Origin of the sequence: Paenibacillus sp. FSL K6-1122 (assembly GCF_037977015.1) — a bacterium.
In the GTDB taxonomy this organism is placed as follows: domain Bacteria; phylum Bacillota; class Bacilli; order Paenibacillales; family Paenibacillaceae; genus Paenibacillus; species Paenibacillus amylolyticus.
This window is the reverse complement of sequence record NZ_CP150272.1, coordinates 3,882,722-3,908,246: the sequence shown is the minus strand read 5'-3', so window position 1 is coordinate 3,908,246 and position 25,525 is coordinate 3,882,722. Positions and strand designations below refer to the sequence as shown.

At 43.8% G+C, this 25,525-nt stretch carries 23 protein-coding genes and 1 pseudogene; 9 read left to right on the top strand and 15 right to left on the bottom strand.

Annotation, left to right across the window (positions count from 1 at the left end):
- Positions 1-66 precede the first annotated feature (66 nt).
- From NSQ20_RS17655 to NSQ20_RS17645, 3 genes are all read right to left on the bottom strand, one after another.
- Positions 67-1,218 carry an MFS transporter gene (locus tag NSQ20_RS17655; protein WP_340030437.1) on the bottom strand — a complete coding sequence of 384 codons (1,152 nt, stop codon included), beginning with the start codon at positions 1,216-1,218 and terminating at the stop codon, positions 67-69.
- Between the two features lie 133 nt (positions 1,219-1,351).
- Entirely contained in the window at positions 1,352-2,776 is a 1,425-nt protein-coding gene (ascB, locus tag NSQ20_RS17650; protein WP_340030436.1) for a 6-phospho-beta-glucosidase, read from the bottom strand.
- Between the two features lie 423 nt (positions 2,777-3,199).
- Positions 3,200-4,705, bottom strand: coding sequence for an FAD-dependent monooxygenase (locus NSQ20_RS17645; RefSeq protein ID WP_076327902.1), 1,506 nt, complete (start codon positions 4,703-4,705; stop codon positions 3,200-3,202).
- A 165-nt stretch (positions 4,706-4,870) separates the two neighbouring features.
- On the opposite strand from NSQ20_RS17645, the gene NSQ20_RS17640 reads away from it, so the two are divergent.
- Entirely contained in the window at positions 4,871-5,440 is a 570-nt protein-coding gene (locus tag NSQ20_RS17640; RefSeq protein WP_076327468.1) for a TetR/AcrR family transcriptional regulator, read from the top strand.
- Between the two features lie 302 nt (positions 5,441-5,742).
- Here the strand turns inward: NSQ20_RS17640 and NSQ20_RS17635 are convergent, their stop codons facing one another.
- A complete protein-coding gene (locus tag NSQ20_RS17635) occupies positions 5,743-6,108 on the bottom strand; it encodes a nuclear transport factor 2 family protein (protein ID WP_340030435.1) in 366 nt (121 codons plus the stop codon).
- A 347-nt stretch (positions 6,109-6,455) separates the two neighbouring features.
- On the opposite strand from NSQ20_RS17635, the gene NSQ20_RS17630 reads away from it, so the two are divergent.
- Genes NSQ20_RS17630 through NSQ20_RS17620 form a run of 3 tightly spaced genes read left to right on the top strand, consistent with a single transcriptional unit; the run spans position 6,456 to position 9,385 of the window.
- Positions 6,456-7,418: a phosphatidylinositol-specific phospholipase C/glycerophosphodiester phosphodiesterase family protein gene (locus NSQ20_RS17630; protein WP_340030433.1), complete on the top strand. Its 963-nt coding sequence runs from the start codon at positions 6,456-6,458 to the stop codon at positions 7,416-7,418.
- Complete coding sequence (locus tag NSQ20_RS17625; RefSeq protein WP_036613934.1) at positions 7,405-8,103, top strand: response regulator transcription factor; 699 nt, start codon at positions 7,405-7,407, stop codon at positions 8,101-8,103. The genes NSQ20_RS17630 and NSQ20_RS17625 overlap by 14 nt, the downstream gene beginning before the upstream one ends.
- A complete protein-coding gene (locus tag NSQ20_RS17620; RefSeq protein WP_200868516.1) occupies positions 8,078-9,385 on the top strand; it encodes a HAMP domain-containing sensor histidine kinase in 1,308 nt (435 codons plus the stop codon). Before NSQ20_RS17625 ends, NSQ20_RS17620 begins: the two co-directional genes overlap by 26 nt.
- A gap of 122 nt (positions 9,386-9,507) precedes the next feature.
- Here NSQ20_RS17620 and NSQ20_RS17615 read toward each other — a convergent pair whose 3' ends face one another.
- From NSQ20_RS17615 to NSQ20_RS17605, 3 genes are all read right to left on the bottom strand, one after another.
- Positions 9,508-10,212, bottom strand: a complete 705-nt coding sequence (locus NSQ20_RS17615) for a hypothetical protein (RefSeq protein WP_340030430.1) — start codon at positions 10,210-10,212, stop codon at positions 9,508-9,510.
- A 101-nt stretch (positions 10,213-10,313) separates the two neighbouring features.
- Positions 10,314-11,678: a HAMP domain-containing sensor histidine kinase gene (locus NSQ20_RS17610; RefSeq protein ID WP_235200814.1), complete on the bottom strand. Its 1,365-nt coding sequence runs from the start codon at positions 11,676-11,678 to the stop codon at positions 10,314-10,316.
- 71 nt (positions 11,679-11,749) lie between these two features.
- Positions 11,750-12,457: a response regulator transcription factor gene (locus tag NSQ20_RS17605; RefSeq protein ID WP_036613937.1), complete on the bottom strand. Its 708-nt coding sequence runs from the start codon at positions 12,455-12,457 to the stop codon at positions 11,750-11,752.
- A 154-nt stretch (positions 12,458-12,611) separates the two neighbouring features.
- Between NSQ20_RS17605 and NSQ20_RS17600 the strand changes: the two genes are divergently transcribed.
- Entirely contained in the window at positions 12,612-12,869 is a 258-nt protein-coding gene (locus NSQ20_RS17600) for a GlsB/YeaQ/YmgE family stress response membrane protein (RefSeq protein WP_024630063.1), read from the top strand.
- A 268-nt stretch (positions 12,870-13,137) separates the two neighbouring features.
- Here the strand turns inward: NSQ20_RS17600 and NSQ20_RS17595 are convergent, their stop codons facing one another.
- The 7 genes from NSQ20_RS17595 to NSQ20_RS17565 form a co-directional block, all read right to left on the bottom strand.
- Positions 13,138-13,491: a hypothetical protein gene (locus tag NSQ20_RS17595; RefSeq protein ID WP_036613938.1), complete on the bottom strand. Its 354-nt coding sequence runs from the start codon at positions 13,489-13,491 to the stop codon at positions 13,138-13,140.
- Positions 13,492-13,542: 51 nt separating this feature from the next.
- The gene (locus tag NSQ20_RS17590; RefSeq protein WP_036613939.1) at positions 13,543-14,751 is read right to left on the bottom strand and encodes a hypothetical protein; all 1,209 of its coding nucleotides are present in this window, start codon (positions 14,749-14,751) and stop codon (positions 13,543-13,545) included.
- Positions 14,752-14,808: 57 nt separating this feature from the next.
- Positions 14,809-16,476, bottom strand: a complete 1,668-nt coding sequence (locus tag NSQ20_RS17585) for a hypothetical protein (protein ID WP_340030429.1) — start codon at positions 16,474-16,476, stop codon at positions 14,809-14,811.
- A gap of 109 nt (positions 16,477-16,585) precedes the next feature.
- Positions 16,586-18,970, bottom strand: coding sequence for a collagen-like protein (locus NSQ20_RS17580; protein ID WP_340030428.1), 2,385 nt, complete (start codon positions 18,968-18,970; stop codon positions 16,586-16,588).
- Between the two features lie 357 nt (positions 18,971-19,327).
- A complete protein-coding gene (tnpA, locus tag NSQ20_RS17575) occupies positions 19,328-19,801 on the bottom strand; it encodes an IS200/IS605 family transposase (RefSeq protein ID WP_100529447.1) in 474 nt (157 codons plus the stop codon).
- Positions 19,802-19,970: 169 nt separating this feature from the next.
- On the bottom strand, positions 19,971-20,450 hold the full coding sequence (locus NSQ20_RS17570; protein WP_340030426.1) for a HAMP domain-containing sensor histidine kinase: 480 nt from the start codon (positions 20,448-20,450) through the stop codon (positions 19,971-19,973).
- 131 nt (positions 20,451-20,581) lie between these two features.
- Entirely contained in the window at positions 20,582-20,716 is a 135-nt protein-coding gene (locus tag NSQ20_RS17565) for a response regulator (protein WP_340033037.1), read from the bottom strand.
- 68 nt (positions 20,717-20,784) lie between these two features.
- Between NSQ20_RS17565 and NSQ20_RS17560 the strand changes: the two are divergent.
- A pseudogene (locus NSQ20_RS17560) lies at positions 20,785-20,895 on the top strand (GlsB/YeaQ/YmgE family stress response membrane protein); the annotation flags it as partial.
- A 124-nt stretch (positions 20,896-21,019) separates the two neighbouring features.
- On the opposite strand, the gene NSQ20_RS17555 reads toward NSQ20_RS17560, so the two are convergent.
- Positions 21,020-21,955: an NADP-dependent oxidoreductase gene (locus tag NSQ20_RS17555; RefSeq protein ID WP_340030425.1), complete on the bottom strand. Its 936-nt coding sequence runs from the start codon at positions 21,953-21,955 to the stop codon at positions 21,020-21,022.
- Positions 21,956-22,245: 290 nt separating this feature from the next.
- Between NSQ20_RS17555 and NSQ20_RS17550 the strand changes: the two genes are divergently transcribed.
- The 3 genes from NSQ20_RS17550 to NSQ20_RS17540 all read left to right on the top strand — a co-directional run bounded on the left by NSQ20_RS17550 (position 22,246) and on the right by NSQ20_RS17540 (position 25,259).
- A complete protein-coding gene (locus tag NSQ20_RS17550) occupies positions 22,246-22,884 on the top strand; it encodes a nitroreductase family protein (RefSeq protein WP_340030424.1) in 639 nt (212 codons plus the stop codon).
- A gap of 132 nt (positions 22,885-23,016) precedes the next feature.
- Positions 23,017-23,442 carry a MarR family transcriptional regulator gene (locus NSQ20_RS17545; protein WP_036615356.1) on the top strand — a complete coding sequence of 142 codons (426 nt, stop codon included), beginning with the start codon at positions 23,017-23,019 and terminating at the stop codon, positions 23,440-23,442.
- A 260-nt stretch (positions 23,443-23,702) separates the two neighbouring features.
- Entirely contained in the window at positions 23,703-25,259 is a 1,557-nt protein-coding gene (locus NSQ20_RS17540) for a BCCT family transporter (protein WP_036671491.1), read from the top strand.
- The last annotated feature ends 266 nt before the right edge of the window (positions 25,260-25,525 follow it).

Here is a 25,525-nt window from a genome sequence, read left to right as displayed (position 1 = left end):
TAGGCTCTCTTTTCAGTCTTAATGACTCTCTATGGGATGACTACGTTAGACGCTTTCCATTACTTTTTATCCTCGTGTTGCTGCAATTTGCGTCATAATCATTAGAATGATGATCACAATCATTCCAATCATAGCAGGTGTGAAACTATTGGAAGCATCATGAATCCAACCTAGCAATATTGGACCCATCGCTCCAATAACATACCCGGCAGATTGCTGCATCGCTGACCAGGAAGTTGCATCGTTCACATTGGTTGTAGAATCAATCGGTAACATCAGGTTTAAAGTGAACAAGCCCCCTGCTCCAACTCCAAAGAGTACAACGGAAACCATCGGTATGAAATTCATCATCAATAAAATCAAACCAACAATCATGAACAGAGATTCACCAACCATCCATACTCTTCTTGAAGGAAAGTTCTTCAATAATACAGGAAGTACAAAACTAATTGGGATTTGGATGACAACAAATATGGTCAGACAAAGCGTTGCATAGGATTTGCTATACCCCATTTCCTGAATCATTAACGGGAGCCACGCTGTAAAAGAATAAAACAACATAGCCATTAATCCAAATGAAAGCGTAAGCGTCCATGCGCTTCTATTTCCCCAGGGAAGTTTAATTTGCGGACGTTCTTTTCGTTCACTCACATGAGCAGATTCAGATCGCGGCTTCACCATGATCCACCAAATGATCGCTGCTACAAAGGCAATTACTGCCCACCCTCCTACTGCTATCTGCCAAGAATTGAAGTATGCTTCTAAAGGAATGGATACCATTGAACTGACCGCAGCCCCTACAGTGATTGCAATACTATAGAGTGCAATCATAGATGGAACATGATCGGGAAAATATTTTTTAATAAAACCTGAAGTTAACGGGCCAATCGAAGCGATCCCGATACCTACGATTAATGCAGATAAAAGTAAAACGAACGTAGACTGTGTAAATAGCCGAGTGGCTATTCCGATTCCCACCACAATCAGGGAATATCCAATAATTCGTTCTATTCCCCATTTCCCACTTGCTTTGACGGCAAAAGGTGAAAATACGCCCATACACAGTACAGGTATAGAAGTTAGCAAACTGGCTAGTGCAGCGCTCATCCCCAGATCTTCCCGAATCGTATCTAGCAGCGGAGATATAGAATTAATAGCTGGGCGCAAATTCAATGTAGCAACAAATAATGCAATTATTAAAAACACTTTTTTTCTCATATTCTGCTCCCTAATCGTTCAAATATCAATATTAAACTAAGAAAGAGCCGCTGACTGGCGGCCCTTTCTTAATTTATTCTGTAGGCCTGTACGCTAATCTGTAATATACGTATTCCAACATCAGCACCTGTTGCTATTCACGAAACAAGCTGCTCCCGTTGCTCTGAATGATATCCTTATACCAGTGGAAGGATTTCTTACGATAGCGTTCCAATGTTCCTGAACCATCATCATGACGATCCACATAGATGAATCCGTACCGTTTTTTCATCTCTGCAGTTGTTGCACTAACCAAGTCAATACAACCCCATGATGCATATCCCATCAATTCAACACCATCTTGAATGGCTTCAGCAACTTGAAGCAAGTGCTCCTTCAAATATTTAATGCGATAATCATCAATAACGGTTTTATTACCATTTCCGTCCGTAATCAGTTCATCTACGGCTCCTAATCCATTTTCAACGATGAATAATGGCTTCTGATAACGGTCATACATCGCATTCATGATGTACCTCAGGCCTTGGGGGTCGATCTGCCAGCCCCAATCACTCGCGGTCAAGAGCGGATTAGGAACACCACCAATCAGGTTTCCTTCTCCTTTAATTTGCTTGGCTGGATCAGCCGTTTCGCAACTACTTTGGTAGTAGCTAAAGGAAATAAAGTCAACGGTATTTTTCAGAATTTCTTCATCGCCAGGTTCAAAATGAATGGTAATTCCGTTATCTTTCAAATAACGTTTCATGTAGCCTGGGTAGTAACCACGCACATGGACATCCGTGAAACCTGTATTCTTATGATCAGCTTCCATCACTTTGATCATATCATTAGGGTCAGGAGTCAATGGGTAAATCGGCATAGCAATGACCATACAACCAATTTTGAAATCAGGGTTAATTTCATGCCCTATTTTAACCGCCAGAGCACTTGCAACAAACTCGTGGTGAACCGCTTGGTACAGATCCTGTTTGCTAAGTTGATCCGCATGCGTGTTAATCCCGCCGCCCACAAACGGGTGTTCCAGAATAGAATTAATCTCGTTAAATGTAAGCCAATACTTCACTTTGTCTTTATATCTGTCGAAAATGGCTCGCACATACCGTTCATAGAAACCGATCATTTTTCGATTCGCCCAGCCATCATATTCCCTAACGAGATGTAGAGGAGTCTCATAATGAGAGATCGTAACTAGAGGTTCAATTCCGTATTTCCGGCACTCGTCAAAAAGGTTGTCGTAAAATTGGAGGCCTTTTTCGTTTGGCTCAAGTTCATCCCCTTTGGGGAAGATTCTGGACCAGGCGATAGACGTGCGGAAAACTTTGAAACCCATTTCGGCAAGGAGTTTAATGTCCTCCTTGTATCGATTATAGAAGTCAATTGCGATTAACTTCATATTCTCCTCTGTTGGTTCTGTTGTTGGAGGTGTCTGAATGCCGTGCGGCATGATATCCGAAATGGATAGTCCTTTCCCGTCCTCTAGATATGCACCCTCAATTTGGTTCGCAGAGACGGAACCGCCCCACAAAAAACCATTAGGAAATTGAAATGTTTGACTCATTTAGTAAGCCCACCTTTCTTTTAAACCTTCAGCTGATCTGGATAAAAACGAATCCCGCTTTATCGGTTTTTTTATCATGTATTTGTTTGCACAACTTATGCTACATAGATTAATTCATAAAATATATGTTATTTCGTATTTAGTTCAAGGTATCACAGATTCACATTTGTAACATAAAAGTAACACAGTGTTTCAAAGGGTTGCTGCATGCTAGCTCGAGGGTAACTTTACTTTTAATAAGCGGAATGGCTCCGGTCAAACAGGGTGCAGCCTCCTCACTTGCGAGCACCGTCACCTCGTTATTCAATTGTACGTCCTCATTCAAACATGAAAGAAACCCAAGGTCTATGAATCACCTGGGTTTCTCGACTATTAGTTGTGGTGGTTGTACTCACCCCTACACACAGCTTTTAAGTTGTTTTATTAGCTCATCGCAGGCTGAAGAGTTTCCAGCAGTTTCTTAATCTCTTCATCATAGTCCAGTTGGAATAATGGAATTACCTCATCTAATTTTTGCTGGTACAATTCCGGATCCTGGATACGAAGCGCTGCTCTTAATTCCATTTCTTCTTCTGAACCATTGTCGTTCAAAATCATGTCCAGGACATCCGCTTTGAAATATTCACTTGGAGGAAGGATCAAAGCATTCATCAGGAATTGCATAAAAAAGAGATGGTTATCTTTTTCCTGATCCGCTTTTTTCATCGCTTTCTTCGTAAATAAGTTGATATATTTCTGAGCAAAATCCACTCCTTTCAGTTCATAAGGCCCACCATGTTCTACCCCTCTCCAACGCAGGTCAGCCACGGAACTAAGCCACCAAGCCGGATCGATGGCCTGCTGCATACGCAGCAATACGTTCCGTTCAAACTGCGGATCGGGATGCAAGCGCTGTGCTTCCAAACATTTTCCTATAGTCTCAGCTTCGATCGCAGCAACGGTGATGCCTTGTCCATGAATTGGATCAAAGCTGCAAAATGCATCACCAAGGACGAGTAAACCAGAGGGCCAATCTTCCATGAGTTCAAAATGCTGACGAATAGACTCGGATATACGATATCCGCGCGGCCCTTGCACAGGCTCCAACCGTTCCATCAACTCCACAATTTTATCTGAAGCAAATAGATGCTTGAGTTGTTCTTGAAACTCCTCTGGCTGAGTTGAAGGATACTCCTCCCCTCCAGCATTGAAAAGAATGAGTCCAGCGATATCATCTTCAATGCGCGTAAATATGCCTGCACGAATACCTTGCTCAGGATCTGAATCAGACATCACGAATTCATTTGGAATAGAGGATTTTATTTTGTAATAACGAGTGCTATAACCAAGAGATACCTTTAGCACTTCTGGTTCTGGCACATTCAACCTTATTTTATCAAGCCACCTAATCAATTTGGAAGAACGTCCTGAGGCATCAATAACCATATCCGCTGGAAGTTGGTCTTCCCTTTTTTCACCGCTTCTTTCTTTGGTATAAATGCCTGTAACAGCATGCTGGTCTTCAGATACGATGAGTCCGGTAACTTCCATACTTGTTAAGAAGCTTATATGAGGGATATTTTGGATTCGTTTGCGCAGCACCCATTCCAGCAAAGCTCTGCTGCACGATGCAATTTTTAATGAAGAAGGATCCTCTTTGTTAACTAATGTACCGTATCGATTAGTAACTATAAGCTTCTCATCGTGTGAAGAGATCGCTCCCAATGCTATCAATTCGTCATTGTATCCTGGGAAATAATGTTCCATAATTAGCGCGCCGCGTGGTTGTACACGGTGTGGATGAAAAGATTGAGGCACACCCTGTCGGTTATTTGGCTCCGAAGGGAATTCATCCCTCTCAATCACACATATTTCCTCATAATAATCAGCTAACATTCTTGCAGTAATTAATCCAGCAATCCCTGCTCCGATCACCACAACTTTTTTCATGTCAGACACTGAAGATTCATCCTTTCTAGAAATTAGATTTTAATCTACACTTGTAGATCAATCAAAATATTACTTATAATACCAATATATAATCAAAATTTCTTTTATAGTAAGAATCAATATAGCGATGGCATATAGTTAAACTACGATATGGAAGTGGTGTAGATGAAAATCAATGAAAAAAAGCTTGATTTAAGAGTTGCCAGGACTCATAAATTGTTAATTACGGCCTTTAGAGATCTGTTATCTGAGCAAGGCAAACTATTCAGCAATATCACGATTAATGAGATATGTGATAAAGCGATGGTTCACCGTACAACGTTTTACAAACATTTTGAGGATAAATTTGCGCTGTTATCCGCTACCCTCACGTGGGTTCTTCAGGATTATTTACAAATGAGTATAGAAGATCGGCTTCGGCAGCCCTTGCAAAGCCTATCTAGATTCATGTTGGAGAATTTACTGGAGCCGATTGTTCAAAACCAGAAGAATGACAAGGGATTTACTGACTTTTTCAAAAACTATATCGGAGATATATCCAGAAGAGATTTTCTGGAATTAAAAAGAAGAGGTAAACCATTTTCACCTCCCATAGAACTCTTAGCCGAATATCATTCAGGGGTCATTAGTTTACTTGTGACGTGGTGGATATATCATCTTGAAGAAGATGTTACGGCAGAACAGATGGATGAGTATTACTATCAAATGGTTAACGAGAAAATCATGTTAGATTAGCATGAAGCTCACTCTACGCGACGTACCTAGCCAAGTTATCCAGCCTGACCTATTTTCACCACCAGAATAAGAAGGTATCTTATTGTTGAGATAAAATAAAAACCGATGGGCATTTTACTTATGTAAAGTCCCATCGGTTTCTTTAGTTTTAGGATAGTTCGGTTGAAGGCCACAGATGCTGTGAATCTAAAATATAAGTCGATAAAATTATGTCTACTGATCAAAAAAATGGGTTACTATGTAGCAAACTAGCAATGGTTGCTTACCAGAGGCCTATGAAGTAACAACCACCTATATTCATCTTACGAGTTATATTCATTGTAAGCATCTTCAGTCGTCTGCACGTTCTTCAGATACACGATCTGCCCTGACTCGTTCACACGCATAATATCTATACCCGCCTTCGCATACACCGTGCCATCTACTGATTGCCCGCATACTGCCCAGTTAGTTCGATAACTGCCGTCGGGCTGAAGAACCCATGCATCCCACATATGTTTAATGTCTTTATTGTATTCATAAAAAGTCTTAATAACCACCTCGAATCCTGTACGACTGCTACCGTTTGAAACAATTTCAGCATTCTGCGTGAACAGGGATAACAAGTCCTTCATAGCCCGATCGTCAGTGCGAGATGCATCAAACAAGCGAAAATAATTATTTAACATCGTGATGTTTGCATCGGTGTTCAGAGAGTTGGTAGTATTGCCAGCGGTAAGGCCATAAATTTATCCTTTTCAAATTGAAAATTCAGATCTGTTAATACTTGTTGATTACCAAAACTCTTCTTAAACTCTGAAGTACCAATTTCATTTCATTCGGGGTCATTGAACAGTGCATACGGGGGGCGTGACTAGGCGGAAAGTTGTGACTGTGAATGTCTTCTTTTCAGTGAAGAAATCTCGTTTGGTAGTGAAATGTACAAACTTCATAAATTCCTTCGTTTTTATACCACTCCTTCTTCATTTGAGTCCTGTAGTATGACTTACATCGGGATAACAAAGGAGCAGAACGAATGAAGAAAACGATGATGTTAAGCTTACTCATAGTCATTACGGCAGGAATGATCTGGTGCAACTGGGGGCTTGTTAGGACAGGTCAGAATCAGCTGGAATCTACAGCTGGCACCAGCGACTGGCAGGAAAATAGGCTTATTGCCCATGCATTTGGTGGAGTTAACGGGGCTAGCTACACCAATTCTTATGAGGCATTTATATCCAATTACAATAGAGGGTACCGTTTGTTCGAGGTTGATCTTGTGCAGACGACGGACGGGAAGCTTGTAGCCAGACATGATTGGTCGCAGAGGCTACAGCCGGATTTGGCCGCTCATCGCGGACGAAACGTAACAACGCTTCAGTTTGCAAACTCGCTTATCATGGGAAGATTCCACCCTCTTACACTGCCGGACATACTGCAGCTGATGCAGCAATATCCTGATTTTGACTTAATTGTGGATACGAAAGCAGGCATCAAAGAGCAAATTCAGCAGCAGTTTGCGCATCTAGTCAATGAGGTTCGACGTACGGATCCTGCACTGCTCAACCGGATTATACCTGAAATTTTCAGCCCGGAAATGTATGACACGGTTATGGGAATCCACCCCTTTCCAAACAAAATATATTCACTTTACAAAACTGGCGCCTCCGCCGAAAGTATTGTAGAATTCGTAAGGGACAAACAACTGACAGCGGTTGCCATGCCTGTATACCGTGTGTATCTAAACCCCAATTTAGTTCCAACACTACATAAGTTTGGGGTGAAAAGCTATGTTCACACCGTCAACAGCAGACCGGTTATGCAGATTCTGTCCAGGTTCGGGGTGCATGGATTTTACACGGATCAGGAAAAATCACCAGAGGAGCTGATGCTTGCAGACGCTCCCCCCGGCCATGTTGAATTTTCGGGATACATGAGTCCCGGATTAGTAAGTATAAGAAATATCGTGATGAAGGTGAGAAATAATGGCTATAAATAACATTCTTGTTGTAGACGATGAACCGGAAATTCGAGAAGCGCTCGTTATTTATTTGAAAAGCGAAGATGTGGATGTATTAACTGCCTCTAACGGATTGGAGGCGCTGGAAATTCTTGAACAAGAAACCATTCATCTTATTATCATGGACAACATGATGCCACAGCTCGATGGAATTAAAACGACATTTAAAATTCGTGAAAACAAAAATATACCGATCATTATGCTTTCCGCCAAGTCAGAAGATAGCGACAAGATTTTGGGACTCAACGTTGGGGCTGATGACTATATTACGAAGCCGTTCAATCCTCTAGAGCTGATCGCTAGAGTCCGATCTCAGCTGCGCCGGTTTACGAATTTAGGTTCCTTCCAGTCAAACGGGGATGAGCTCATCCAAGTAAGAGGACTCGTGCTGAACAAAAGCTCGAAGACTGTTGAGATAGATGGAGAGGACGTCAGATTGACCCCGAAAGAATACAAAATTTTGGAGCTGCTGATGGAGAACAAGGGCAGAGTTTTCTCAATCGAAGAGATTTATGAGCGCGTGTGGAATGAACTGATCTTCACTTCAGAGAATACGGTTGCCGTACATGTGAGAAACATTCGTGAAAAAATTGAAATCAATCCCAAAGACCCAAAATATTTAAAGGTGGTATGGGGAATTGGATACAAAATCGAGAAAAAATAAAGCCGATCGGAAGGTTCCAATTGACCTTATTGTCATCATTGTCGCCGCGATTCTATGGAGCCTCGTACTCATAAACAGGTATTCATACACGGGGTTGAGTCTGAGCTATTCAACTTCAAGTTATATCCAGACACTGCTTGCCTTAATTATTCTTTGCCTGCTGGCAAGCAGACTGTTTCTTTATTTTAAGGCACCCCATAGTAGGCGTTCCTTCTGGCATGGCAGTCTGCTGATGGATTACTTTCATATTTGGAGAACCGGTCTTAGAGCCAGTTTACAAAACGGGAGACTAACGTTTGGCCTCATCATGATGCTTTTGCTAACCGCGATAGCCGGCATTTGTATTTGGCAGGCAGTCACATATTACGGACAGGGGTGGCTTCTACTTTATTTGTTGCTCTACGTGTTGTTCTTGGTTCCATATATACTTTCCAAGCTTAGAAGATTCATCGCCATTATCAACGGGAGCAAAGAGATTGCCGAAGGAAATATTCAAAACACAATTCAGGATACCGGCAAGGATGATCTATCCAAGCTTGCTGGTTATATTAACAATATGAAAGCCGGGTATCAAAGCGCGCTGGAGAATCAAATGAAGAGCGAACGGTTAAAAACAGAGCTGATTACCAACGTATCACATGATTTGAAGACCCCACTTACTTCTATTATCAACTATGTTGATTTATTAAAAAAAGAAAATCTGTCTACAGAGACCACCCGAGCCTATATTGAAACCCTGGACCGGAAGGCGCTACGGATGAAGCTGTTGATTGAAGACCTGTTCGAAATCTCAAAGATGGCCAGCGGTACAGTAGAGCTGGATATTGAGTACGTCGATGTCGCGACATTGTTGACACAGGCGATTGCCGAGTCCAACACCAGTATAGGACAAGCGTCGCCTGTGATTCGGGAGAGGATTGCGAAATTCCCGATCCATGCACATTTGGACGGCAATAAAATTTGGCGTGTATTCGAAAATTTAATTGGCAACGCGCAGAAATATTCGCTTCCGGGAACCAGAATCTATATTTATTTGGACGAGTCTGATGATCTGGTGCTATTCAAAATTCAAAATACTGCTGCTTATGAGATTGATTTTGCTGCGGAAGAGTTGTTCGAGCGTTTCAAAAGAGCAGATGAATCCCGCCAGACAGAAGGCTCCGGCCTAGGGCTGTCCATTGTGAAAAGTATCGTTGAGCTGCACGGCGGGGAGATCAAAATTGAAATTCATGGTGATCAATTCAACGTTATTCTGCATTTGCCCAAGCAGCGCTTAATTTAAAAGTCCTAAAACTACGTTAACCCTCAATGCTCCTTTTCAGGAGTATGAGGGTTAACTTTTCATTTTTATCAGGTACTAAAGGTGAATCGTATGAATGGCTTACCAACATCGATTCCTAAATATTAGTCCAGAAGGCTGTAGATCTGAATGCTCTCCACCTTGTCATCCTTGATATGAAACGACATTACATCCACATAATTGGATGGTTCGTAACGGAAGTCATCCTCTTCATCTGGGGCTCCATCACCAAGCAGTTTCCCCTCAGGGTAGGCGTTCTTGAGTGTATCCAGGCTATCTCCTGCTTTAATGTTTCGCGCTGTCGCGTACTTAGGATCTGTAATTTCGATATGAAAGATGGAGTCTTGTTTTCCCTCTGGTATACTGATTGTTTTAATCTCCAGACCAGGATACGTATAGACCTTTTCTGTAAAACCGATTAACGTATCCATGTTGGTTCCATCGTCGGCACTGTACGTATGAGATTTCAGGTTATCCGGTTTGCCCAGCATCTGTTCCATCTGATCTTCATTCGCTGTATCCGAAATCGCAATGGTGTGCTCATTATAGACAAAAGCAAGCTCCTTCAGCACCACATTACCTTCCTTCTCCATCGAACCTTCTTTAATAGCTTCAGTACCCTTTTCTTCCGAACTTTCGGAAGCAGGCGCAGGAGAATTGGTTGCTCCTTCGCCTTTGCTCTGTTCATTCGCTGTGTTCTGTCCGGTTGCTGGGGGCGTAGCATCATTGGACTGACAGCCCGCTAATGCCACCGTTAGTAGAGCACCTAGTACGATAACACCTGTTGCTTTGTTTATCAATTTCATCATGATCCCTCCATAAATGTGTGATTTGTTCTTATGAAGTGATTATAAATAAATCATTTGTTAGTCTCATAACAGAAATGTACCAATCTTGTAACGTTAATTATTTACCCGCGTGTTTCCGCACGGGGCAACACAATCGTAACGGTTGTTCCTTCCCCGATTTGACTTTCCATGTCAATATAACCATTAAACCGCTCGACAATCTCCTTGCAAATAGAAAGCCCAAGACCTGAACCGTTCGCTGTGCTTGCATTTTTCGCCCGGTAAAAACGTTCCTGCACTCGCTCCAGCTCATCGCCCGCGATACCAATACCTTGATCACGTATCCGTATAACTACCTCGCTTGGCGTATGTTCCAACTTCAATTGGATTAGCGATGGACCGCCTGAATATTTGATGGCATTGTCCACAAGGTTCGCAATCGCATGAGACATCAGCATTGGATTTACGTTGGCGTAAACTCTTGTCTTACCCTCATCATCCGGTTCTTCCTCCGCCTGACTAACTCTGATCTCTATCCCTTTATCCTTGGCCTTGGCACCCATATTCGTTGCGACTTGCTGAATCAGTTCGTTCATTTCTGTCTTCTCGACTTCCAAATCGTTAGAACCAGCCTTGTCGAATCGGGATAACAACAACAGTTCATTGATCAAGCGCGTCAGCCGATCCGATTCCTGCAGCAGATGAGCATAGATTTTTTGCAACTCCTTGTCCTCGTTCTCCCCTTCAACCAAGTACTGAGAGAAACCACGAATGGCTGCCAAGGGTGTTTTTAACTCGTGAGATACATTGGAGACAAATTGTTTCTGGTACTGAATGTAATCATGAAGCTGCCGCCCCATGGAATCCAGCCCATCTGCCAGCATGCCCAGCTCATCCTTCCGATTGAGATGAACTCTCCGAAACTCCTGTCTAGAGAAACTTTGCGTAGCGCTAAGCAACAGTTTAATCGGCTTGGTAGTGTTGCGGGCAATCCACAGACTGGATAACGTAATCAGTACAATAAATCCGCCTGCACCCGCAAACAAGATATAACGGATTTGGTCCATAATCGCATAAAAGTAGGAAATGTCCTCCACGAACTCATACACATAAGCGTTCTCGTAGAATTGATCCTGAATGGGCGTCGCAAAATAAAGCAGATGATCTTCCGTTACGGTGTAGGCATAACTGCCGCTCAGGGATTTCTCAATATTTTTTTCGAAAATAAGAGGTTTGCCATCATTAATGATGATGCCATCCACAGCCAAGCCCAGCAACTGCTTGGAGCTGTCATAGATACGTACTTCCTTGCCCGAAGCTTTCAGCTTCTCTAGAGCAAGTCTGACAATTTCCTTGGTCTGGGGGTCTCCTGAAGTTGACCTATGCTGTGATAACACCTCACGGAAGGACAACTCGGACAGATCTGCTTTCTCCATCATCTGTTTCTCAATGGTAATGAAGCTGTAATAATCGATGGCTTTATTCACCGCAAAAATGATGATGCCAAAGGACAGCACGGAGAAAAATAAATAATTCAGCAGTAACCGGGTTGCATACTTCAGGCCTCGCCACCTCCAAGTTGATAGCCAAATCCATAGATCGTCCTGACATACTTCGGTTCGTCGGCGTTATCCTCCAGCTTCTTCCGTAATCGCATGATGGTCATATCTACACTGCGACTGTCTCCCATAAAATCATATCCCCATCCGATCTGCAGCAGCTCATCCCGGGTAAAGATTTTGTCTGGCCTTTTGAGTAACGTTTCCAGAATTTTAAACTCTTTGGCCGTTAAAGACACGGGTACACCGTTTTTCAGCACCCTGCGGCTTTCCAGATCAAATGTCAGTTCTTCATGAATGATGCGTGTAGATTTCACTTCTGTTCCTTCACTTGATTCTTCCTTGCTCTCGTTTCTTCTCAGAATGACCTTGATCCGAGCGAGCAATTCACGATTGTCAAAGGGTTTGGTTATGTAATCTTCCGCCCCTAGCTCTAGTCCCAACACCTTGTCGATTACCTCATTTTTGGCAGAGAGCATGATCACAGGAACGGCACGTTTCCCGGTGATTTCCTTGCATAGGTCATATCCGGAGCAGTCAGGCAACATCAAATCAAGCACCACTAGATCCGGCCCAAAAGTATCCAGCAGCTGCAGGGCTATTTTACCGTTTTCAGCCGTTTGAACGACGTAGTTTTCTCTTCTCAGTACAAGCTCAATTAAATCTCTGATTGCGATTTCATCGTCAATGACAAGTATTTTCTTCAATGTGCACCCCTTCTAGCCTTGTTCCCCAGCTTGAATCATCATTTACCCTCATCTTAGCACAGACACTTTAGATTCCTCCACCAACTGGAAGGTGAGGTATATTCCACTCAGCCCAACATAACTTGTAATAAACTCGAAGAAAGGAGAACAATCCATGGATCTGCTCTGGGTACTCATTGTTGGTGGACTTATTGGCTGGTTAAGCGGCAACTTGATTGGGCGGGACGTACCGGGCGGTGTACTTGGGAACATTATTGCGGGTTTTATCGGTTCCTGGTTAGGAACGGAATTGTTGGGACCAAGGGGGCCGGTAATTGGCGGATTTCATATTATTCCCGCCATCGTTGGCTCGATTATTGCCCTGCTCATCTTCTTTGCTCTGGCACGCGGCGGAGCCTTCCGAAGACGTTAACATAGAGAGGCGGAAACCGATCCCGTCGTTCATTAGTACAGGATAAACATCAAAGGACCGAAAGCATTCATCGATGGAAGATGAACACTTACGGTCCTTTTTTTATTTTTGTACTGATTTCATCCATTGTCGTGTTTTTCGGAAGATTGGTTTTTGGCTGTTATCATCCCCTGAGCCAAAAGACACATCCACCATCCTCTTCATTTCTTTTCTAAGTGTTTTGACGAGTTTGTTTTATCTAATTCAAGCCCGCCGTTTATCTTGCTTCTTATGCTTCGTCAAGTTGTTCAGAAGCTACTAAGCGATGCGCCGAGACAAGCTGTCCGGAAGCATCCTTACCCCAAACTGAAATTTGAACTTGTTGCTCTGCTAAACCGCTCGTTGTAAAGACAAATTCAAAAGAATTAAAGTCTGCGTAATAATTTTTGGTTAGGACCTGATTAGGATTTATAGAAATTAACTCAAGTACATATAGTGTTCTTGTTCCATTCAAATAATAACCTTGAATCAGGATATTCGAGCCATCGACTAAGTTTCGATTATCTATTTTGATCGTCAACTGTTGTGTCGGCCTTACACTATTAACAGGATTATTTTCTATCGGTCCGGTGGATAAAATCATTCTCTCTTACCCCTTCCCAACATCTATTGTGCATCATTATGACCTGAGGTTTTACCAGCTCTCAGCAACTCTAAATACCACATCAACTATATTTGAGCCTGCCCCACCAATATTTGATACAGCTAATGTTACGACCTGATTTTCAGGAAGCGTGAAGTCCAATAGTTCTGATGAAGCTAATATTCTGGCAACACCTGTTCCGCCTCCTGTAACACCTTGAAACACTACTTCTCCTCCGGTAATCGTTGTAGACGAATTGTTTACCAACAAAGCTGTTTCACTATCGGGAATGATCGTTGTAGCTGTTGGATAATTAATAAATGCTCCATCAAGAGTTCCACCCACAAGTACTTGATAACTAAGATCTACGGATGAGATAATGTTTAGTTCTTCTAGATCCACCTGAACAGAGTTCGTTCTAGCTGATCCCGAAGGGAAGATTGCTTTTCTTGTAAATGATAGGACGGGCGTTAGTGTTGATGTAAGATTAGTAATCCTTCTCCTCTCCGAAGTGACCCTAAAAGTAGGATCATATTTTCCGATAATACTATATTGTCTTCCTCCTACAAAAAGGGTATAAGCTTCTGCAGTTCCGTTATTATCGATTTGTGCTCTTAATGGGAGGTTCGGGTCAATAAAACTCGTTTGACCTGTTGGAGAGAATCGATGGACGGTAATTACCTCTTGCGCTAAAGTCGACGGATTAGGGATGACCACTCTAAATTCGATTACTCCATATCCATACCAAGTAAATACGATTTGAAATATATTCCCTTTAGATAAACTAAGCGTCGCTCCACTCGGACCTGTTCCATCTAATCGGTCTACATTCCATAAACTTTGAGGAAATGTTGTATCGGAGCCTCCTCGCCGTATGACCACGAATACATTTGTGCTATTTACTCCAAAAAAAGCCCCGTTCTGATCGTCAAAGAATCCCCATCTTCCAATCTGATTACCTATCGGCAGCATAGGTATTCGAACGCCGATTCCGGCTTCTCCTGCGAATCCTGGCTCGTATCTACCTCGTAATACACTTTCTAGAATGGCTGAATCTATTCCGTTAGTGGTATTGCTTAGATTAAATTCCGTTGCATCATTGGTAACCGTACCATCCCCAAGGGTTGTAACGGAATCTCTTAGAATGGATAGACCATATGCAGATGTTAACTCCACAATTGGGGTTTTTTCCGATACAATTAGCTCATCGAATTGCGAACTTATATTGGGACCCACATTTGAGATTATAATATCCGACAAGATAGTTCCTCCTTCGCAGGAAGGGAAAAGTGAATTTCCTCCTTCTCCTATTACTTTTTACCATTCTTCAGTAAGACTGAAGGTGGCCGTAACAGGATTAGTCCCCCCGCTTAAATTCGCTACGGCTAAAGTCACAATTTCAGAGTCAGGTAATTGGAAATCCAATAATGAAGCTGAAGCTGATATTCTGACACTTCCCGCAACTCCGGCTACTAAGCCTTGTAATAGGACTTGACCATCCGCAATTGTCGTTAGTGTGTTGTTAATTAGAAGAGCTGTTTCCGAAGTTGGAATATTAGTCGTTGCTGTTGGAAAGTTTACGAAGCCTCCATTAATCGTTCCGCCTAATATGATCTGATAATAAATATCATCTGTAGTTATAAGATCAATACTTTCTAATTTGACACTCACTGAATTTGCCCTACCTGAACCTGGCGGGAAGGATGTCTTTCTCTGGAAAGACAAAATTGGTGTGAGTGACCCTGTTGCAGTTACAGTTCTCCTTTCGGAAGTAACCCTGAAAACGGGATTATATTTACCCAATATACTGTATTGTCTTCCTCCAACGAATAAATTGAGTTCTGATTCTGTGCCATTATTAAAGATTTCCGCACGTAGCGGAAGATTAGGATCGGCCAGACTGGTTTGCCCATTGGGGGAAAAGCGATGAACGATAATTACTTCTTGTGCTAAAGTTGCAGGATCAGGGATGACGACTCTAAATTCGATTACTCCATACCCGTACCATGTAAATACGATTTGAAATATATTCCCTGTAGATAAACTAAGCGTTGCGCCACTCGGACCTGTTCCATCTAATTTATCCACATTCCAAGATGCTTGAGGAATAATAGTGTCAACACCTGCTCTTCTGATCGCTACAAATATTCCATTCACTACGCTCTGTCCAAAGAATAAGCCGTTCTGATCGTCAAAAGCGCCCCATCTGACCACTTGGGCCCCTGTCGGTGGAGCCGGCAATCGAACTCCTATTCCTATTTCTCCCGCTAAACCTGATTCATACCTTCCTCTCTCCGAGCTTTGAAGAATAGCAATGTCAGATCCGGATATAGTTGTAGTTAATTGAAATTCCGTATTATTACTTCCCACTGTAGCATCGCCCAATGTTAAAACAATGTCTCTTAGGTTGGATAAGCCATATACAGAAGTCAACTCAATAATCGGCGTTTTTTCACTGGTTCTTAATTCGTTAAATTGAGAGCTGACATTTGGTCCTACTCCCACGATGGTCGCATTAGGCTCAATCGTACCTGGGGCTCCCGTCGCTCCTGTGACTCCTGTAGCCCCTGTAGCCCCAGTGGCTCCTATGGCTCCTGTAGCTCCCGTTGTTCCTGGGGGTCCTGTTACTTCATTTGCACCTAGCAATTCTGAAGATACAATACGATGGGGAATTACAAGTTGCCCTTCTACATTTTTTCCCCAAACCGAGATTCCCGTCTGATCTTCTGCTAAACCGCTCGTTGTAAAGACAAATTCAAAAGCATTAAAGTTCCCATCATAATTCTTCGTTATTACTTCATTTGGATTCACATTAATGAGTTCGTTTACGTATAAGTTTCGAGCTCCGTCTAGATAGTATCCTTGAATCAAAACATCGGCACTATTGATTAAATCTCGATTATCCATTTTAATTGTCAGTTGCTGCGTTGGCCTTACACCACTGACCGGATTATTCTCAATCGGTCCGGTTGATAAAATAGCCATAAAATTTTATTCTCCTTTTTTCCAAAATGATTAGAGGTAGAAATATTCATCCACCTCCACCCCTTTGGTTTTAAACTAACAAAAATTTAGGCGCTCATCTTCCACTCCGCTACTGAACCTGAATAATCGAAACAGAACCATCTGTAAGTGTAGCTGTTGCCGATCCATTATAAAGAAAATCGATTGTAAGCGCAGTTGAAGTAGCATCAGCTAAAAACGTACCCGATACACTTACATTCGCATCTAAAGTTCCTGTAACTGCTCTCCCTGAAAACCGACTTTGAAATACGAGGTTAGTTCTTGGTGTGACCGTAACGTTCCCAACTACAGAACTCGTTGCTCTAAACGTATACGAAACCAAATAAATGTGGCCTATTGCCAGTACAAAGGTTGTACTTGTAGGATGCAATATGTTAGTGCCATTAATAAATACAGTCGTATACGAAATAGCTGTCGCATTTGCAACAGAAGGTACGCTAACATTAAATAATCCATTTTGTATTGTGGCATTTGCCCCGGTTGCACCTGTGCTCCCTGTGGCTCCAGTTGAGCCCGTTGCACCTGTTGCCCCACTTGTGCCTGTTTGCCCAGTCGCACCTGAGATGCCCGTGGCCCCAGTTATGCCCGTTGTGCCTGAGATGCCTGTGGCTCCGGTTACCCCCGTTGCACCTGTCCCTCCGGTTGCGCCTGAGATGCCCGTGGCTCCGGTTACCCCCGTTGCACCTGTCCCTCCGGTTGCCCCAGTCTCGCCGGTTGCACCCGTGATGCCCGCAGCTCCGGTTACGCCGGTTGCCCCAGTCTCTCCGGTAGTACCTGTGATGCCCGTAGCTCCGGTTACGCCCGTTGCCCCAGTCTCTCCGGTAGTACCTGTGATGCCCGTAGCTCCGGTTACGCCCGTTGCCCCAGTCTCCCCGGTTGCGCCCGTGGTGCCCATGGCTCCGGTTACACCTGTTGTCCCTGTCTCCCCGGTTGCACCTGTGATGCCCGTAGCTCCGGTTACGCCCGTTGCCCCAGTCTCGCCGGTTGCACCCGTGATGCCTGTGGCTCCACTTGCACCTGTTGTCCCTGTCTCCCCGGTTGCACCTGAGATGCCCGTAGCTCCGGTTACGCCCGTTGCCCCAGTCTCGCCGGTAGTACCTGTGATGCCCGTAGCTCCGGTTACACCGGTTGCCCCAGTCTCGCCGGTTGCGCCTGAGATGCCCGTGGCTCCGGTTACACCCGTGGCCCCAGTCTCGCCAGTTGCACCCGTGATGCCTGTCGCACCCGTGATGCCTGTCGCTCCAGTTACCCCCGTTGCACCGGTCTCCCCGGTTGCACCCGTGATGCCTGTGGCTCCGGTTACACCCGTGGCCCCAGTCTCGCCAGTTGCACCCGTGATGCCTGTCGCTCCAGTTACCCCCGTTGCACCAGTCTCCCCGGTTGCACCCGTGATGCCTGTGGCTCCGGTTACGCCGGTTGCACCAGTCTCGCCGGTTACGCCCGTGATGCCCGTGGCTCCAGTTACGCCGGCAGCACCAGTCTCGCCGGTTACGCCCGTGATGCCTGTGGCTCCGGTTGCCCCCGTAGCCCCTGTCTCGCCAGTTGCACCTGAGATCCCCGTGGCTCCGGTTACGCCGGTAGCACCCGTGATACCTGTGGCTCCAGTTACACCCGTTGCGCCTGTCTGGCCGGTTGCACCTGAGATGCCCGTAGCTCCGGTTACGCCCGTTGCCCCAGTCTCGCCGGTTACGCCAGTGATGCCTGTGGCTCCGGTTACGCCCGTGGCCCCAGTCTCGCCGGTTACGCCAGTGATGCCTGTGGCTCCGGTTACGCCCGTTGCCCCAGTCTCGCCGGTTACGCCAGTGATGCCTGTGGCTCCGGTTACGCCCGTTGCCCCTGTCTCGCCGGTTGCGCCTGAGATGCCTGTGGCTCCGGTTACGCCCGTTGCCCCTGTTTCGCCGGTTGCACCTGAGATGCCTGTGGCTCCGGTTACGCCCGTGGCTCCAGTTGCACCTCCATCGGGGCCTGTATTCCCTGTAGCTCCAGTTAATCCAGTTACGCCCGTTGCCCCAGTCGCACCGGTTGAACCTGTGTTCCCCGTAGCTCCAGTTACGCCCGTGGCCCCAGTTGCGCCGGTTGAGCCTGTGATTCCCGTGGCTCCATTGTCTTCTAACAATTCTGAAGATACAATACGGTGAGGCGTTACGAGCTGTCCCATGGAGTTTTTTCCCCAAACTGAAATTTCTACTTGTTGTTCTGCTAAACCGCTCGTTGTAAAGACAAATTCAAATACGTCTAGGTTTGCAAAATAATCTTTTTTTATGGCTTGATTTGGATTTACGCTAATTAATTCGAGTATATATTCCGTTCTGGTTCCGTTTAGGTAATAACCCTGAATCAAAACAATTGCATTCGTAACCAAATTTCTATTATCAATATTAATGGTCAGCTGTTGTGTTGGTCTTACACCACTGACCGTATTATTCTCAATCGGTCCAGTTGATAAAATGGCCATTTATTTCACCCCGCTTTCTTTACGTTTTAGGAACAGGAGAGAAATTTGCATTCCTTATATCCTAATCCTTCTCTCACTCCTATAGACCGACAATTTCAACGGTTTGGTCATCCGCTTCTCTGTGCCGCATATTTGTATCCATTAATGTTGTGCTTTTATTTTTTCATTAAAGGGAACTAATTGACTCTGGAAAGCACTTGTACCTTTTCTTCACAATCAGGACCACCCGTCCAACGGGTGGTTTGCTCTTGGGGTATAACCCCCTGTTGCCAAACTGCGCCTAAAGACGCTAGCCTGACAGCAGGGCTGTTCAGGCTCAGTGTTATTTGTCACTTTCACTCACCAGTTAAACTGGTTTTACTTCTTTTTGCTCCGATTACTGCTGAATGGATCTTCGTATTCTTTTACACTCAGCTTATCTAACGCTTGATCATGTGCTTCTTGTTCACGAATATACTTTCTTACCGTTGCTTCATTTAGACCCACTGTACTCACATAGTACCCTTCTGCCCAAAACTTTCGATTGCCATATTTATACTTGAGCTGGGCATGCTTCTCGAATATCATTAGTGAACTTTTCCCCTTTAGATATCCCATGAACGTGGAGACTGCCATTTTCGGTGGAATCGCTACCAACATGTGAACATGATCGGGCATCATGTGACCTTCTATAATTTCTACTCCCTTGTACTTACACAGACGTTTGAAAATTTCGATTAAATCTTTTCTCACTTGATTATAGATTTCTTTCCGTCTATACTTCGGGGTGAATACAATGTGGTATTTGCACATCCACTTTGTGTGAGCTAGGCTATAGCTCTTGTTTGCCATCTAAGACCATTCCTTTCTTTTGAGCCTGAACATCTCAATTTTATCGGAATGGTCTTGGTGGTCAAACCCTCGATCCCTCCACCCGCATAGCGGGTGGTTTTTTGTTTCGCGCGTTTCACGCACTCAACTGGCTAAAGCCATAACAAAAAAAGCCGCTAAAATAGCGACTTTAAAGGGTATTCGTTCTTTTACATCGACCTGAACCGTTCGCTGTGCTTGCATTTTTCGCCCGGTAAAAACGTTCCTGCACTCTCTCCAGCTCATCGCCCTCGATACCGATACCTTGATCACGTATCCGTATAACTATCTCGCTTGTCGTATGCTTCAACTTCAATTCGATTAGCGATGGACTGCCTGAATATTTGATGGCATTGTCCACAAGGTTGGCGATCGCAGGGGACATCAGCATTGGATTCACGTTGGCTTGGGCTTTCGTCAGAAGCTTATCCTCCGATTTCGCTTCATTCTCCCTGAACATAATCTCGCTTCCTTTATCTTTGGCCTTGGCACCCATACTCGTTGCGACTTGCTGAATCAGTTCGTTCATTTCTGTCTTCTCGACTTCCAGTTCGTTAGAACCAGCCTTGTCGAATCGGGATAGCAACAACAGTTCATTAATCAAACGTGTCAGCCGATCCGATTCCTGCACGATTATGCGAATAATGCTAACAATGAGATTGTGCAGCTGCGTAATGATTTAATGAAATTTTTAAGTCGAAATGATATCAAATCGGAAATACATGTTCAGTAATTTTTCTGCAGGGCTGATTAGAGCAGTCTCTATGAAAGCATCAAATCAAGCACCACCAGATCCGGCCCAAAAGTATCCAGCAGCTGCAAGGCTATTTTACCGTTCTCAGCCGTTTGAACGACGTAGTTTTCTCTTCTCAGTACAAGCTCAATTAAATCTCTGATTGCGATTTCATCGTATATTCCACTCAGCCCAACATAACTTGTAATACTCGAAGAAAGGAGAACAATCCATGGATCTGCTTTGGGTACTCATTGTTGGTGGATTTATTAGCTGTTTAAGCGGCAACTTGATTGGGCGGGACGTACCGGGTGGTGTACTTGGGAGCATTATTGCGGGTTTTGCCGAGCCTTCCGAAGACGTTAACAAAGAGAGTCGGAAACCGATCCCGTCGTTCATTAGTATGGGATAAACATAAAAGGACCGAAAGCATTCATCGATGGAAGATGAACACTTACGGTCCTTTTTTAAAATGTAATGACAATCTTACCTACAGCGTGGTGAGTTTCACTCAAAGCATGTGCATCATAAATCCCCTGTCTACTAAACGGGAATGTGGCCCCTACAATCGACTTTATCTTTTTCTCTTCCATCAGATCTGCCATTCTCTGCAATTGATCACCATCTGGCTGTAGCCAAATCCCCTTTGCTAATACATTGTGAGACTTAGCAGTATCATGATTGGGTTCACCAACAATGGTAATCAGTCTTCCGGTATTTGGCTTTAGCACCTTATAGCTATTCTCAGCTACTTCTCCACCCATCGTGTCAAACACTAAATCTATATCTTTTAGAATCTCTTCAAAGTTTTCCTTTTTGTAATCAATGACCTGATCAGCACCTAACGAATAAAGAAGTTCATGATTTTTTTCACTTGCTGTTGTGATAACATGAGCGCCGGCATTTTTTGCTAATTGAATGGCATACATACCTACACCACCAGCTCCAGCGTGAATAAGTACAGTTTCACCTTCTTTTAGATCGCCATGAGTAAACAGTACCTGCCATGCTGTTAAACCAGCCAAAGGTACAGCCGCGGCCTCCTCATATGAGATTGAATCAGGTAGTTTTGCCAGAAGGTGCTCATCAACTGCTGTATATTCAGCATACGAACCGAAACGTGTTGTATCAGGACGACTGAATACTCGATCCCCAACTTTCCATTTGGTAACGTTTGAACCAATTTCAGTTATGACCCCAGCTACATCCCAGCCTAAGATAATAGGGAATTCCCAATCATACATTTCTTTTAAGTAACCCTCTCTTAATTTCCAATCGATTGGATTAATGGATGTAGCCTCTAATTTTACAACCACTTGATTGGCTTCTGCCCTCGGTTTATTCACTTCCTGCTCAACTAACTCTTCTTTACTTCCATATTGATTAATCACGACTGCTTTCATTTTTGTATCACTCCTCTAAGCTAATATCCTTTTACATGTTATTCCCGATTATTTATTTATTTGTATCTAGTCACTGGAGTTCATGCATATTATCCTTACTCATTTTTAAACAACCAGGATAAAATTATGCAAAAGTTAAGTTAGAATCGTCAGAAATGTTGCTTTTATTATTATATTTTTACATAAAAAAACTATTGAAATGGACTTAGTGTTCGTTTATATTTGACTTATCAACAATTGACTAGTCAAACATTGATGGCTCAACTAAATATAAAGGGAGAGTAACTATTATGAAACCATACCAACAAACAAACGATTTTAACGAAATTATTTATGGACGCCGCTCCATTAAGACATACGATTCATCCGTAAAAATCAGCAGGGAAGAAATGACTCAAATCATCAATGAAGCTAGCACTGCCCCTTCCTCCATCAACATGCAGCCTTGGCGCTTCCTTGTGGTGGATACTCCAGAGGGAAAAGAAAAACTCGTCCCACTGTCCCGCTTTAACAAAGAAAAAGTCGCTCAAGCTTCTGCTGTCATTGCTGTGTTTGCAGACAAAAACAATTTCGATTATGCAGAAAACATCTATGGAAAAGCTGTTGAGCATGGCTTAATGCCACTAGATGTTAAGGACTTTCAGTTGAAGGCATTCAAACCGATCTATAACAACATGTCCGATGCTGAAATGAACGAGGTCATTATGCTTGATGCCGGTCTGGTTTCCATGCAATTGATGCTGGTTGCCCGTGCACATGGGTATGACACCAATCCAGTCGGCGGTTATGAAAAAGATCAAATAGCCGAAGTGTTTGGCTTGGATAAAGAACGCTATGTACCAGTCATGCTACTGACAATTGGAAAAGCTGCAAGCGAGGGATACACCTCCTACCGTATGCCAGCCGAAGAGACCACGTTTTGGGCATGATTCAAAGCGATAGTGTGAGTAGTCTCCACATTGTGATATATTTGCCTTTAGTTGCTGAATGTCTTGGAAGGAATCTGCCCTTGTTACATGAAGCTTTTCAAGACATTCTGCACCATTCAAGGAGGGGCAAACATGAATTGTTCGCTGGAACAAGAAACCTTATTAATATTACTTAAAAATATAAGCAATCAGTTGAAACCTAAATTTGAACGTTGTACGGGGATCAGTTCCTCACGATACGTTCTGCTGTATCATCTCTATCTTCATGAAGAAGTTACACAAAGCCATTTGCAGAAGGCCATTCATATTGACAGTGCTGCTGTTACACGCCATTTGAAGCAACTGGAAGCAGACGGTTTGGTTTCACGAAGAAGAAACCCCGACGATCATCGGGAAACCTTCGTCCGGTTAACAGAACAAGGGCTAACGCATATCGCCAATTTCAAGCAGGATCGAAACCAGTTTCTTCATCAGATGATACTGGATTTCAGTGAAGAAGAAGTTGCAATGATGACCGACATGCTTACACGCATGCAATATAATCTTAAGGATCTGTAAATTTACGATGACAGTCAGCCTTCTACAATTTCTTTTCATAAATGAATAAAACTAGTTAGATGAGATGATACAATATCTCAGATTAACAAGAGATTATAGGCCATATATTATTCAGGCAAGATCAAAACAAACCGCTGAGTGTTTCATTACATGGCGGTTTGTTTTAATTTATCAACAGCTAGCTTTTCGAAATATTACAAGTTGGACTAGCACATACTAAGGAAACAGTTGGCTGAAGCTTACATAATGGAGGTCTCATCATGGTATTTACAATCACAATTATCATCGTTGCACTGTTTGCAATATGGGGAGCCGTCGCTCCTGATCAGCTAGCGGATGTGGCTAATGTTGCCTACAACTTCTCTATTCAGAATTTTGGCTGGTTTTATTTGCTAGCGACACTGTTCTTCCTGATCTTTGCTTTCTATCTGGCATTCAGCCGATTTGGCGGTATTAGGCTTGGGGATGACGATGATGAGCCGGAGTATTCTACGGTTTCCTGGCTGTCCATGCTGTTTAGCGCAGGTATGGGCATTGGGCTGGTTTTCTGGGGAGTTGCTGAACCGCTGTCCCACTATTTATCTGCACCTGAGGGGGCGGTACCCGAAACAACGCAAGCAGCCATACTTTCAATGCGTTATTCCTTTTTCCACTGGGGGCTACATCCTTGGGCTATCTATACCGTCATTGGCTTAGCACTTGCTTACTTCCAGTTCCGGAAAGGATACAAAGGGCTGATCAGTTCCACCTTTATTCCTCTGATCGGTGAGCGTCTTGCTGCTGGCTGGCTTGGTAAGGTTATTGATATTCTGGCGGTCATATCCACCATCTTTGGTGTTGCGACCTCGCTTGGATTGGGCGCTCTTCAGATCGGCGGGGGTCTGAATCACTTATTCGGTATTCCTAACTCGACTCTGTCTCAGGTTGTCATTATCATCGTTGTAACCGTACTGTTTTTAATCTCGGCAACCTCCGGTCTGGATAAAGGTATTAAGATTCTGAGCAACGTCAACCTCGTTATAGCTTTGTTATTGATGTTGTTTGTATTGGTGACTGGACCGACTTCTTTTATATTTGACACATTCACAACAACCTTGGGCAGTTACATGCAGAATATTATTAACATGAGTTTGAGACTGACGCCGTTCTCAAGAGAAACCTGGATTGGAGCATGGACGTTATTTTACTGGGCATGGTGGATCTCGTGGGCTCCTTTTGTCGGAACTTTTATCGCAAGGGTATCCAGAGGAAGAACCATAAAGGAATTTGTAATTTACGTCATGGTTATTCCAAGTCTTTTCGGATTTATCTGGTTCTCTGTCTTTGGCGGAACAGGACTTCACATGGAATTGTTCAATGCCGCTCATCTGGCGGAGGCTGTCAAGGAAGATACGACAACCGCTTTATTCCTTATGCTGGAGCAGCTGCCTTTGGGCACGATCGTGGCATTCATCGCCACAATGCTGATCATGATCTTCTTTATTACGTCGGCTGATTCAGCTACCTTTGTACTGGGCATGCTCACTTCAGATGGCAAACTGGACCCAAGTACAAGAGTGAAATTAACCTGGGGAATTATGCAGTCCTCCATCGCGGTAGTACTGCTAATCAGCGGGGGGTTAACTGGCCTCCAGACGGCATCCATTGTAACCGCATTGCCGTTCGCTATTGTCCTTATCGGTATGTGTTTCTCCCTGCTCAAGGCTCTAAAGGCTGAGGACAAAGAGCGCCGTCAGAAGGAAAAACGGCAGCGCCAAAAGCTGAAACGACTGCTGGAGGAACAGGAAATCTCGCTGAATGAAATTTCCGGCAGGTAATATCTGCCTTGCCCTGGAACAAAATCATAGTAGATCGTTTGGCCAAGTCACTGCATTGTTTTCACTTTTAGCTGTGTATACCATTTCAACAAGTTGCCAAACTTGCCGAACATTCAACCCTTCTCTAAATCAAAAAAGCATTGAATCTCATCCCTCCTACATTACGTAGGCTCTCGTGGGGATTGAGACTCAATGCTTTTAGCGTTTATACCCGGGGATAAAAACAAATTACAACGATAACGATCTCAAATCTTTATATCCCCTTC

What these genes read in the sequence shown, in the direction of transcription:
- NSQ20_RS17655 (WP_340030437.1), bottom strand. Translation starts at nt 1,218, where the DNA reads ATGAGAAAAAAAGTGTTTTTAATAATTGCATTATTTGTTGCTACATTG.
- ascB (WP_340030436.1), bottom strand. Translation starts at nt 2,776, where the DNA reads ATGAGTCAAACATTTCAATTTCCTAATGGTTTTTTGTGGGGCGGTTCC.
- NSQ20_RS17645 (WP_076327902.1), bottom strand. Translation starts at nt 4,705, where the DNA reads ATGAAAAAAGTTGTGGTGATCGGAGCAGGGATTGCTGGATTAATTACT.
- NSQ20_RS17640 (WP_076327468.1), top strand. Translation starts at nt 4,871, where the DNA reads ATGAAAATCAATGAAAAAAAGCTTGATTTAAGAGTTGCCAGGACTCAT.
- NSQ20_RS17635 (WP_340030435.1), bottom strand. Translation starts at nt 6,108, where the DNA reads ATGTTAAATAATTATTTTCGCTTGTTTGATGCATCTCGCACTGACGAT.
- NSQ20_RS17630 (WP_340030433.1), top strand. Translation starts at nt 6,456, where the DNA reads ATGAAGAAAACGATGATGTTAAGCTTACTCATAGTCATTACGGCAGGA.
- NSQ20_RS17625 (WP_036613934.1), top strand. Translation starts at nt 7,405, where the DNA reads ATGGCTATAAATAACATTCTTGTTGTAGACGATGAACCGGAAATTCGA.
- NSQ20_RS17615 (WP_340030430.1), bottom strand. Translation starts at nt 10,212, where the DNA reads ATGATGAAATTGATAAACAAAGCAACAGGTGTTATCGTACTAGGTGCT.
- NSQ20_RS17600 (WP_024630063.1), top strand. Translation starts at nt 12,612, where the DNA reads ATGGATCTGCTCTGGGTACTCATTGTTGGTGGACTTATTGGCTGGTTA.
- NSQ20_RS17595 (WP_036613938.1), bottom strand. Translation starts at nt 13,491, where the DNA reads ATGATTTTATCCACCGGACCGATAGAAAATAATCCTGTTAATAGTGTA.
- NSQ20_RS17585 (WP_340030429.1), bottom strand. Translation starts at nt 16,476, where the DNA reads ATGGCTATTTTATCAACCGGACCGATTGAGAATAATCCGGTCAGTGGT.
- NSQ20_RS17580 (WP_340030428.1), bottom strand. Translation starts at nt 18,970, where the DNA reads ATGGCCATTTTATCAACTGGACCGATTGAGAATAATACGGTCAGTGGT.
- tnpA (WP_100529447.1), bottom strand. Translation starts at nt 19,801, where the DNA reads ATGGCAAACAAGAGCTATAGCCTAGCTCACACAAAGTGGATGTGCAAA.
- NSQ20_RS17555 (WP_340030425.1), bottom strand. Translation starts at nt 21,955, where the DNA reads ATGAAAGCAGTCGTGATTAATCAATATGGAAGTAAAGAAGAGTTAGTT.
- NSQ20_RS17550 (WP_340030424.1), top strand. Translation starts at nt 22,246, where the DNA reads ATGAAACCATACCAACAAACAAACGATTTTAACGAAATTATTTATGGA.
- NSQ20_RS17545 (WP_036615356.1), top strand. Translation starts at nt 23,017, where the DNA reads ATGAATTGTTCGCTGGAACAAGAAACCTTATTAATATTACTTAAAAAT.
- NSQ20_RS17540 (WP_036671491.1), top strand. Translation starts at nt 23,703, where the DNA reads ATGGTATTTACAATCACAATTATCATCGTTGCACTGTTTGCAATATGG.